Here is a 10851-nt window from a genome sequence, read left to right as displayed (position 1 = left end):
CCGGCGGAAGCCCCCACGGTCGTCACGACGCTCGAAACCGCGGTCGCGGTCCCGGTCGGACGGACGGCGGTCGTCACGGCGCTCGAAGCCACGGCCACCACGGTCGCGATCCCGGTCACGGTTGAAGCCGCCCCGGTCGCCGCGCTCCTCACGCCGCTCCCGGCGCTCGTACGGCGCCGGAGCCTCGGCGCGCTCCGCCCGGTCCACGTCCTGCGCGGCCGGCTGCTCCGGAACCGAGGCCTCGGCGACGGCCTGGGCCTCGGCCTGCGCCTCGGCGACCGCCGCCTCCGGGTCCTCGCCGCGCTCGCGGGCGACCCTGGCGACCAGCCGGTCGGCCTCCTCGCGCAGCTCGGCCGCGCGGCGCTGGGCGCGCTCCAGCTGCTGGGAGAGCTGGGCGACCTCGCGCTCGGCCTGCTGGGCGGCGTTGCCCGCGGACTCGGCCTGGACCTCGGTCATGGAGCGGGCGCCGGTGATCTCGGCGACCTCCGGGTCGAAGGCGGCACCGCCCTGGATGATGTGGCGTCCGGCGTCGACGCCGGCGTCCTCCATGAGGCGGAAGATCTGGCGCCGCTGGTGCGGGAGGGAGAGGGAGACGACCGTACCGGTGCGGCCGGCGCGGGCCGTGCGGCCGGCGCGGTGCAGGTAGTCCTTGTGGTCGCCGGCCGGGTCGACGTTCAGGACCAGGTCGATGCCGTCGACGTGGATGCCGCGGGCGGCGACGTCGGTGGCGACCAGGACGTTGACGTAGCCGTCCTTGAAGTCGGCCAGCGTGCGGGTGCGGGCACCCTGGGTCATGCCGCCGTGCAGCGCGTCCGCCTTCACGCCCGCGTCGCGCAGCTGCTCGGCGACGCGGTCGGCGCCGAGCTGGGTGCGGACGAAGATGATGGTGCGGCCCTTGCGGGAGGCGATCGCGGCCGTGACCGGCGCCTTGTCCTTGGGCTTCACGATCAGGATGTGGTGGGACATCGTCGTGACCGCGCCCTGGGCGGCGTCGACCTCGTGCAGGGCCGGGTCCTTCAGGTACCGGTCGACGAGGGTCTTGATCTCGTTCTCCATCGTCGCGGAGAACAGCATGCGCTGGCCGCCCGCCGGGACCTGGTCGAGGAGTTCGGTGACCTCGGGCAGGAAGCCCAGGTCGGACATCTGGTCGGCCTCGTCGAGGACGGCGATCCGCACGTCCTCGAGGGAGCAGGCGCCACGGTTGATGATGTCGCGCAGGCGGCCGGGGGTGGCGACCAGGATGTCGACGCCCTTCTCCAGGGCGTAGATCTGGTTGCCCATCGACGTGCCGCCGCAGACGACCTTCATCTTCAGGCCGAGGACGTCGCCGTACGGCTGGAGCGCGTCGGCGACCTGCATGGCGAGCTCACGGGTGGGCGTGAGGATGACGGCCCGCGGCCTGTGCTTCTCGGTGCGGCCACCGGCCAGGGTGGCCAGGGTGGGCAGGCCGAAGGAGAGGGTCTTGCCGGAGCCGGTGCGGCCACGGCCCAGGATGTCCTTGCCGGCCAGGGCGTCCGGGATGGTCGCGGCCTGGATCGGGAAGGGGACGGTCACGCCGTTCTGCGCGAGCTTGCGCACGACGCCGTCGGGGAGACCGAGGCTCGCGAAGGTGACCTCGGGGGTGCTGGTCTCGTCGTCGGTGTCGAGCCCGGCGTTGTGGGTCTCGACGTTCTCGGCCTCGATGTTCTCGGGCACGACGGCGTGATCAGTACGGGAAATGGACATGCGAATGCGAAACCTTCCGGAGTCTCGTCGGCACGCGCCCGTCAACTCCGTGATTCGCACGATGACCGCCTCTATGCGGTCCGCCACGGCAAGGGAGAGTACGCGCCACACGGCGCGCTCTGCGGTGGCGCCGGGCAAATGGGATCAAACGATCTACCACCATACGCACCCTCCACCCTCGAAGGCAAACCGAGGTCGGTAGACGTACGTCACACGGCTGGGCGCGGGTCGCACGACGGCTCGCCGACGGCTTCCTACGCCGGTGACCCGGCCCTCGGCGCCGGCTCCCGCTGGGCCAGCTGCGGCCCCGTCCCCTCGTGCGCCGACGAGGACGGCTCGGCGGACGGCGGCTCACTGGAAGCCGGTGGCAGCGGAGAAGGGGGCGGCGGCGTGGACGCCGGCTCGGCCGTTCGCGTGGGGGTCGGCTGGGCCTTGGTCGGCGCGGGATCGCCCGGTTTCTCGGTCCTGCCCGGCCGGGTCGGCGTGGACGCGGACGCGCTGCCCTTCGCCGACGGGGTGGCCGAGGCGGAGGCCGACTTCCCCGCCTTGGCCTTCCCGCCGTGCCCGTGCTTGCCGTCGGCCGTCTCACCGCCGTACGCCCCGCCGCGCCCCGACACCACCGTCAGGCCGTCGGGCGCCTGGCCGCCGCGCTGTCCCGCCGAGGGCGACTGTCTGGCCGGGCTCGCGTCGTCGCCCACATGCACACAGCCGGAGGCGGCGGCGAGGGCCATCGCCGTGGCGGCCAGACGGACGGGTACGGTCAAGGGGCGCACGGCGGCCACCTCCGATGGCGGAGTGAAGGAGTCAACCTGCCCAACTCCCGCCGCCCGCAAGAGGACACGCGACCCGCCGGAACCGGCCGCCTGCGCCTCCGCCGGACGCCTCAGCCGTAGCCGAGCGCGTGCAGCCGCTCGTCGTCGATCCCGAAGTGGTGCGCGATCTCGTGCACCACGGTCACCTCGGTCTCCGCGACGACGTCCTCCCTTGTCTCGCACATCCGCAGCGTCGGCCCCCGGTAGACGGTGATCCGGTCCGGCAGCACGCCCGCGTACCACTCGCCGCGGTCGGTCAGCGGGGTCCCTTCGTACAGCCCGAGCAGCCCGGGATCGTCGGCGGGCGGTTCGTCCTCGACGAACACCGCGACGTTGTCCATCAGCCGCGTCAGCTCCGGCGGAATCCGGTCGAGCGCCTCGGCGACCAGTTCCTCGAACTCCTCGCGCGTCATCTCCAGCACAGGGCCATTGTCCGGTACGACACCGCGGTACGAGAGTCACCGGCCGCCGCATATCCACGCACGGACCCGGGCATACGGCACCAATGGCCCGCGTCCCCCTCGCAGCCCTGGAACCACATGCTGAACCGCACCCCGAACCGCATCCGCCGCCTCCGTGAACCCCGCCCCCGCAGGAAGGCCCGCGCCCTGCCCTCGCTCGAGCTCGCCGCCCGGCCGCGCCCCTGGGTCCGCGCCCTCGCTCTGACCGGGGTCGTGCTGGTCGGCGCCTGGCTGGGGCTGCTGATCGTGGGGAACGTACGGGTCCCGGTCGGCCCGATGAACACGACGATGACGCTGCGTCCCTCCCTGACCGGCGGCACCAAGATCAACGTCGCGCCCCTCGGCGCGCTCTCGCTCGACAGCCACATCGCGCCGGTCCGCCTCGACGTCAACGTCGACCAGCTCGACCCGGTCCGCTCCCAGGCGCTGGTCGACCACCCCGAACGCATCGCCGGCCTCCAGGACGAGATCGCCCGGGACGTCGAGCACGGCACCGTCGACCTGGCCGTACGCTCCTGCGTCGCCGTGGTGGCCGGTGCGACGGCGCTCGGCCTCGCGGTCTACCGCCGCCCGCGCCGCGCCCTGGCGGCCGGCGGACTGGCGCTCACCCTGCTCACGGCCTCCGGAGCGACGGCGTACGCCACCTGGAACCCGGAGTCGGTCCTGGAACCGCGCTTCTCCGGCCTGCTGTCCTCCGCGCCCTCGCTGGTCGGCAACGCGCGCAGCATCGTGACGGAGTTCGACGTCTACCAGAGGGAACTGGCCCGCCTGGTGACGAACGTGACCAAGCTGTACGACGTGACCTCCACGCTGCCGGCCTACCAGCCGGACCCGACCACGATCCGGGTCCTGCACGTGTCGGACATCCACCTCAACCCGGCGAGCTGGAAGATCATCGCCTCGCTGGTGGCGGAGTACAAGGTGAACGTGATCGTGGACACCGGCGACACCATGGACCACGGCACGGCGGCCGAGAACGGCTTCCTGGACCCGATCGCCGACCTGGGCGTGCCGTACGTGTGGGTGCGCGGCAACCACGACTCGCGCGTCACGCAGCGGTACCTGGGGCGGATGAAGAACGTGCACGTCCTGGACGACGGCAAGGCGGAGTCGGTGGCCGGGCTGCGCTTCGCGGGCATCGGCGATCCGCAGTTCACCCCCGACCGCTCGAACCGGCTCAGCGACGACGCGGAGCAGTCGGCGGGCGACCGCCTGGCCTCCGCCCTGCGCGACCAGCGGACGGCGGGGACCCCGGTGGACGTCGCCATGATCCATGAGCCCGCCGCCGCGCGGGAGACGGACGGCGAGGTGCCCCTGGTGCTGGCGGGGCACCTCCACCACGAGGGCGACGAGATCATGAAGCACGGCACCCGGCTGCGCATGGAGGGATCCACAGGCGGCAGCGGGCTGCGCGCCGTCGAGCACAAGTACCCGGCTCCGATCGAGGCGTCGATCCTCTACTTCGACCGGGACACCCGTCGTCTCCAGGCCTGGGACGCCATCAAACTGGGCGGCCTGGGGCTGACGACGGCAGAGGTCAGCCGCCACCTCCCGGAGGAGAACCAGCCGGGCGCGACCCCGAGCCCGACGGGCCCGACGCCCTCGTCGTCCGCCTCGCCGTCCACCTCCTCGTCCACCTCCTCGTCCGCCTCCTCGTCCGTGTCGCCGTAAACCGTTTTGGCGATACCCCTCGCCATCCCATATGCTTCTCACGTCCCCGACGCGCTGAGAAGCGCCCAGGCGGGCCGATAGCCCTCATCGTCTAGCGGCCTAGGACGCCGCCCTTTCAAGGCGGTAGCACGGGTTCGAATCCCGTTGGGGGCACGCAAGATCGTGTGCGACACTGTCGTACACGGCGCTTGGTCCTGTGGAGCAGTTTGGAGTGCTCGCCACCCTGTCAAGGTGGAGGCCGCGGGTTCAAATCCCGTCAGGACCGCTGGGGTTTTGTTTGACGTGAAACCCCGTGGCTGGGTAGCTCAGTTGGTACGAGCGATCGCCTGAAAAGCGATAGGTCGCCGGTTCGACCCCGGCCCCAGCCACAGTCGCCCTACCAGGGCAAACACCCCCTCCAGAATCTTCCGGAGGGGGTGTTCTCGTAGTGGCGTCCTCGCGGGTCGTTGCAGGGCCGTCAGCCCTCGGTGTCGTCGTCGCGCAGCTTGTCCCAGAGGCGCGTGCGGTGGAGTACGTAGAGGGCCGCGAACAGGACGATCACCTGCAGGCCCACGGCAAGGAACCAGAAGACGAACCGGCTTTCCAGCTCGTCGGTCATGTACGCGAAATTCATGCCGAAGAACCCGGTCAGGAACGTCAGCGGAAGGAAGATCACCGACACGATGGCCAGCCGGTTGATCACGCCGTTCTGCTCGCCGGACACGAGGGTGGAGTAACTGACGAAGGCCCGCCGGGCGGCGTCCTGGAGGGACTCGATGTCCTTGAGCACCAGCCTCGAGCTGTGCTGGTACGTGTGCGCGAGCCGCTGCCGTTCCTTCGGGAAATGCGGGTTCAGCATCCTCCTCGTGAAAGCCTCGTCCGTCACCTCCAGGTAGGGCAGGAGCCGGTGGTGCAGGAGCGCCGAGCGGCGTCGTAGCCGTGCCAGTCGGTAGATCTGCTGGGGGTTACGCCGCTGGAACATCTCGTCCTCGATCTCCTCCACCTCCAGCAGGTCCTGCACGGCCGACCGGCGAAACGTCTCCAGGGCCTCCTGGAGGAGCAGGAACAGCGTGGCCACGGCGTCCGGTGGATTCTCCTTCGGTATCCGTTCCGTCACGCTGCGCATCAGGGCCAGCGGGCCTCGGTGGACCGTGACCAGGTACCGCCCGGTGACGAGGGCATGGACATGCGTGACCTGGTCGTCCTCGACCACGGGTACGACGAACCCGGCGCTGTCCCCGAGGAACTCGGCCCGCGCGGCTTCGCCCTCCGTACCGAACCAGCCCAGGTCCGCGGCCTCCAGGCCGAGCTGGTGGGCGACCGGTGTTTCATCGGGCGGGGTCCGCTCGGGCAGTTCGATGTCGACGAACACGAAGGAGGATGCCGCGAGACGCTCACGCACCTCGGACACGTGCGTACGAGTGACGATCCCCTCCGGCATCGAGACCACCGATACGATCATCGTCCCTCGCTGTGGATCACGGCTGCGGCACTCCCCAGCCTGCGTGGGCGAGGGTGCCCGCGCACACGGAAGGACTCGTTCGCACCGCGGAGCGGCGCCCGGACGGGTGAGGGGGGTGCTTGGCAGCGGGCCCGGCGGACGCTACGTTCTGGCCGATCGACCGCCGCCTCGTCCCCGTCGAGCCGACGACAGTCGCCCGCACGCGACGGCCCACGCCCGCACACGACACACCCACCGACCGAACCGCCACCCACAGCCGCCGCACCACACACCCCCAGGCCGGACGGCCACCCGCAGCCGCCGACGGCGATCCGCCCCCGCGGGGGCCACCCGCACCCGGCGACGAGAGTGGTACGGGTGGGCGAGAACCCCCTGCTGAACCGCCGGAGGCAAATCGTTAGCCAGGAATTTCGCCGAGGTGAGATCCTGGACCCCGTATGTCTACGCACCCCGCCCCCGCCCTCGGCACCCTCCTCCCCCGCCTGACCGAGCTGTCGCTGCGCGATGCGCACCGGCTCGGGCGCAGGCTCGAGGGCGCGCGCAAGATCCGTAAGCCGGAGGCCCGCGCCGCCGTCCTCGCCGAGATAGAGGCCGAGGTCGGCAAGGCCGCGACCCGGATGGACGAACGGCGCGCCCGCGTGCCCGCCGTCAGCTACCCCGAACAACTGCCGGTCAGCCAGAAGAAGGACGACATCGCGGCCGCCATCCGCGATCACCAGGTCGTCATCGTCGCCGGTGAGACGGGTTCCGGGAAGACCACCCAGATCCCGAAGATCTGTCTCGAGCTGGGGCGCGGCGTGCGCGGCATGATCGGGCACACCCAGCCCAGGAGGATCGCCGCCCGTACCGTCGCCGAGCGCGTCGCCGAGGAGATGGACACCCCGCTCGGTGAGGCCGTCGGCTGGAAGGTGCGCTTCACCGACCAGGTGAACCCCGACGCGACCTTCATCAAGCTGATGACGGACGGCATCCTGCTCGCCGAGATCCAGACCGACCGCGAGCTGCGCGCCTACGACACGATCATCATCGACGAGGCCCACGAGCGGTCCCTGAACATCGACTTCCTGCTGGGCTACCTCGCCCAGCTGCTGCCCCGACGGCCGGATCTGAAGGTCGTCATCACCTCCGCCACCATCGACCCCGAGCGTTTCTCCCGGCACTTCGGCGACGCGCCGATCATCGAGGTCAGCGGGCGGACGTACCCGGTGGAGGTGCGGTACCGGCCCCTGCTGGAAGCGGACTCGGACGACGCCGACCGCGACCAGATCACCGCGATCACCGACGCCGTCGAGGAGCTGATGGCGGAAGGGAAGGGGGACATCCTCGTCTTCCTCTCCGGGGAGCGGGAGATCCGGGACACCGCGGACGCCCTCACCAGGAAGGATTACCGCTTCACGGAGATCCTGCCCCTGTACGCCCGGCTCTCCCACGCCGAGCAGCACCGGGTCTTCCAGCCGCACACCGGCCGCAGGATCGTGCTGGCGACCAACGTGGCGGAGACGTCGCTGACCGTCCCCGGCATCAAGTACGTCATCGACCCCGGCTTCGCCCGGATCAGCCGCTACAGCCATCGCACGAAGGTGCAGCGGCTGCCCATCGAGCCGATCTCGCAGGCCAGCGCCAACCAGCGCAAGGGACGCTGCGGGCGTACGTCCGACGGCATCTGCATCCGCCTCTACTCCGAGGACGACTTCCTCGCCCGCCCGGAGTTCACGGACGCGGAGATCCTCCGCACGAACCTGGCCTCCGTCATCCTGCAGATGACCGCGGCCGGCCTCGGCGACATCGAGAAGTTCCCCTTCATCGACCCGCCGGACCACCGCAACATCCGCGACGGCGTGCAGCTGCTCCAGGAGCTGCACGCCCTGGACCCGGCGCAGAAGGACCCGCGCAAGCGCCTGACGGAGACCGGCCGCAAGCTCGCCCAGCTGCCCGTCGACCCGCGGCTGGCGCGCATGGTGCTGGAGGCGGAGCGGAACGGCTGTGTCCGCGAGGTCATGGTGATCGCGGCCGCGCTGTCCATCCAGGACCCGCGCGAACGCCCCGCCGACAAGCAGGCCCAGGCCGACCAGCAGCACGCCCGCTTCAAGGACGAGACCAGCGACTTCCTCGCCTTCCTCAACCTGTGGCGGTACCTCCGCGAGCAGCAGAAGGAACGGGGCTCGTCGTCGTTCCGCCGGATGTGCAAGCAGGAGTACTTGAACTTCCTGCGCATCCGGGAGTGGCAGGACATCTACACGCAGCTGCGCACGGTCGCCAAGCAGATGGGCATCCACCTCAACGAGCAGGACGCCCCGGACGACCGCATCCACGTCTCCCTCCTCGCCGGTTTGCTGTCGCACATCGGCATGAAGGACGTGAAGGACGGCGCGAAGAACGAGTACCTGGGCGCGCGGAACGCCAAGTTCGCGATCTTCCCGGGCTCGGCGCTGTTCAAGAAGACGCCCCGGTTCGTCATGTCCGCCGAGTTGGTGGAGACCTCCCGGCTGTGGGCCCGGGTCAACGCCAGGATCGAGCCCGAGTGGGTCGAACCGCTCGCCGAGCACCTGCTGAAGCGGACGTACAGCGAGCCGCACTGGGAGAAGGACCAGGCGGCCGTGATGGCGTACGAGAAGGTCACGCTGTACGGCGTGCCCATCGTCGCCGACCGGAAGGTGAACTACGGCCGTATCGACCCGGAGGCCAGCCGTGAGCTGTTCATCCGGAACGCGCTGGTCGAGGGCGACTGGCGGACGCACCACAAGTTCTTCGCCGACAACCGCCGGCTCCTCAGCGAGGTCGAGGAGCTGGAGCACCGGGCGCGGCGCCGGGACATCGTGGTCGACGACGAGACGCTGTTCGACTTCTACGACCAGCGGGTGCCGGAACACGTCGTGTCCGGTGCCCACTTCGACTCGTGGTGGAAGCACAAGCGGCACGAGCAGCCGGATTTCCTCGACTTCGAGCGGGAGATGCTCATCCGGGAGTCGGCGGAGGCGGTCACCAAGGCCGACTATCCGGACTCCTGGCGGCAGGGGAACCTGAAGTTCCGGGTGACGTACCAGTTCGAGCCGGGCGCGGACGCCGACGGCGTGACCGTCCACATCCCCCTCCAGGTCCTGAACCAGGTGACGGACGAGGGCTTCGACTGGCAGATCCCGGGCCTCAGGGAGGAGCTGGTGACAGAGCTGATCCGTTCCCTGCCCAAGCCGGTCCGCCGCCACTACGTGCCCGCGCCGAACTACGCGAGGGCGTTCCTGGAGAAGGCGTCCCCGCTCGCCGAGCCGCTCACCACGACCATGGCGCGCGAGCTGAGGCTCATGGTGGGCGTGCCCTTCGAGGCCGCCGACTTCGACTGGGCGAAGGTGCCGGACCATCTGAGGATCACCTTCCGGATCGTCGACGAGCGGCGGCGGAAGCTGGCGGAGGACAAGGACCTGGAGGCGCTGAAGCTGCGTCTGAAGCCGAAGGCGCGCAAGGCGCTCTCGCAGGCCGCGGCGGCCACCGCGTCCCGCCGGGGCGGCGAGTCCCTGGAACGCGGGGGCCTCACCGACTGGACCGTCGGCACGCTCAGCCGGGTCTTCGAGACCCGGCGGGCCGGGCAGCCGGTGAAGGCGTACCCGGCGCTGGTGGACGACGGCGACACGGTCTCGGTGCGTCTCTTCGACACGGAGGCGGAGCAGGCGGAAGCCATGTGGAAGGGCACCCGCCGCCTCATCCTGCGCAACATCCCGGTGAGCCCGGCGAAGTTCGCGTCCGAGAAGCTGACGAACGCTCAGAAGCTGGGGCTGTCCGCGAATCCGCACGGGTCGATCCAGGCGCTGTTCGACGACTGCGCGATGGCGGCGGCGGACAAACTGATCGGGGACTTCGGGGGGCCGGCGTGGGACGAGGAGTCGTACCGCAAGCTCTACGACAAGGTGCGCGCGGAGATCGTCGACACGACCGTGCGGACCGTGGGCCAGGTGCAGCAGGTGCTGGCCGCCTGGCAGGCCTGTGAGCGGCGCCTGAAGGCCGTGCGCAGCCCCGCCCTGCTGGCAAACCTGACGGACGTGCGCAAGCAGCTGGACGCCCTCGTGAAGCCCGGCTTCGTGACGTGGGCGGGTGTACGGCGCCTGCCCGACCTCATGCGGTACCTGGTGGCTGCGGACCGGCGGCTGCAGCAGATGCCGACGAGCGTCCAGCGGGACACCACGCGCATGCAGAAGGTCCACGAGATGCAGGACGAGTACGCCTGGCTGCTGGAACAGCTCCCCCAGGGCCGTCCCGTCCCGTCCTCCGTCCTGGACATCCGCTGGATGATCGAGGAGCTCCGGGTCAGCTACTTCGCCCACGCGCTGGGCACGGCGTACCCGGTCTCGGACAAGCGGATCGTGAAGGCGATCGACGCGGCCGTCCCGTAATCGCCCGTTCACAGGCGGTGAGTTCGACCAGGACCCGCACCCTCCTGTACAGTCCATCTCGCAGCGCAACGCAGAGCAGAGCCGATCACTCGGTTCCGCCGAGAAGCACTGCGAAACCTGGTCCTGTGGAGCAGTTTGGAGTGCTCGCCACCCTGTCAAGGTGGAGGCCGCGGGTTCAAATCCCGTCAGGACCGCAACGAGGCCCGCATCCCGCAAGGGAAGCGGGCCTTCTGCGTACCCGCCCCCACAGCGGAACCCAGCGACCCCCGCCAGGACCACAACCAGGCCCGCACCCCGCCAGCGAAGGCCGCGCCCGCGGCGGAGCCGCAATCAAACACAGCAAATCCCGTCAGGACCGC

At 70.3% G+C, this 10851-nt stretch carries 6 protein-coding genes and 4 tRNA genes; 6 read left to right on the top strand and 4 right to left on the bottom strand.

Annotation, left to right across the window (positions count from 1 at the left end; genetic code table 11):
* From ABZX30_RS24335 to ABZX30_RS24325, 3 genes are all read right to left on the bottom strand, one after another.
* A partial coding sequence (locus tag ABZX30_RS24335) for a DEAD/DEAH box helicase (RefSeq protein WP_355936813.1) occupies positions 1 to 1725 on the bottom strand: 1725 nt, incomplete at its 3' end.
* 254 nt (positions 1726 to 1979) lie between these two features.
* Positions 1980 to 2498: a hypothetical protein gene (locus tag ABZX30_RS24330; RefSeq protein ID WP_355936811.1), complete on the bottom strand. Its 519-nt coding sequence runs from the start codon at positions 2496 to 2498 to the stop codon at positions 1980 to 1982.
* A gap of 110 nt (positions 2499 to 2608) precedes the next feature.
* The gene (locus ABZX30_RS24325) at positions 2609 to 2959 is read right to left on the bottom strand and encodes a metallopeptidase family protein (protein WP_355936808.1); all 351 of its coding nucleotides are present in this window, start codon (positions 2957 to 2959) and stop codon (positions 2609 to 2611) included.
* Between the two features lie 117 nt (positions 2960 to 3076).
* On the opposite strand from ABZX30_RS24325, the gene ABZX30_RS24320 reads away from it, so the two are divergent.
* From ABZX30_RS24320 to ABZX30_RS24305, 4 genes are all read left to right on the top strand, one after another.
* Positions 3077 to 4669, top strand: a complete 1593-nt coding sequence (locus ABZX30_RS24320) for a metallophosphoesterase (protein WP_355936805.1) — start codon at positions 3077 to 3079, stop codon at positions 4667 to 4669.
* An 80-nt stretch (positions 4670 to 4749) separates the two neighbouring features.
* Positions 4750 to 4822, top strand: a tRNA-Glu gene (locus ABZX30_RS24315).
* A gap of 37 nt (positions 4823 to 4859) precedes the next feature.
* A tRNA-Asp gene (locus ABZX30_RS24310) sits at positions 4860 to 4934 on the top strand.
* Positions 4935 to 4963: 29 nt separating this feature from the next.
* Positions 4964 to 5037 (top strand) — tRNA-Phe (locus ABZX30_RS24305).
* An 89-nt stretch (positions 5038 to 5126) separates the two neighbouring features.
* Here the strand turns inward: ABZX30_RS24305 and ABZX30_RS24300 are convergent.
* The gene (locus ABZX30_RS24300) at positions 5127 to 6110 is read right to left on the bottom strand and encodes a CorA family divalent cation transporter (protein ID WP_355936803.1); all 984 of its coding nucleotides are present in this window, start codon (positions 6108 to 6110) and stop codon (positions 5127 to 5129) included.
* A 437-nt stretch (positions 6111 to 6547) separates the two neighbouring features.
* Between ABZX30_RS24300 and hrpA the strand changes: the two genes are divergently transcribed.
* Both hrpA and ABZX30_RS24290 read left to right on the top strand, forming a co-directional pair.
* Positions 6548 to 10492 (top strand): ATP-dependent RNA helicase HrpA, encoded by a 3945-nt coding sequence (gene hrpA / locus ABZX30_RS24295; RefSeq protein ID WP_355936801.1) that lies wholly within the window; start codon positions 6548 to 6550, stop codon positions 10490 to 10492.
* 119 nt (positions 10493 to 10611) lie between these two features.
* Positions 10612 to 10686 (top strand) — tRNA-Asp (locus tag ABZX30_RS24290).
* Positions 10687 to 10851 lie beyond the last annotated feature (165 nt).

It is taken from the genome of Streptomyces sp. NPDC004542 (assembly GCF_040610035.1).
Classification (GTDB): Bacteria; Actinomycetota; Actinomycetes; order Streptomycetales; family Streptomycetaceae; genus Streptomyces.
The sequence above is the reverse complement of the archived record's forward strand: the minus strand, read 5'-3'. Positions and strand labels throughout refer to the sequence as shown.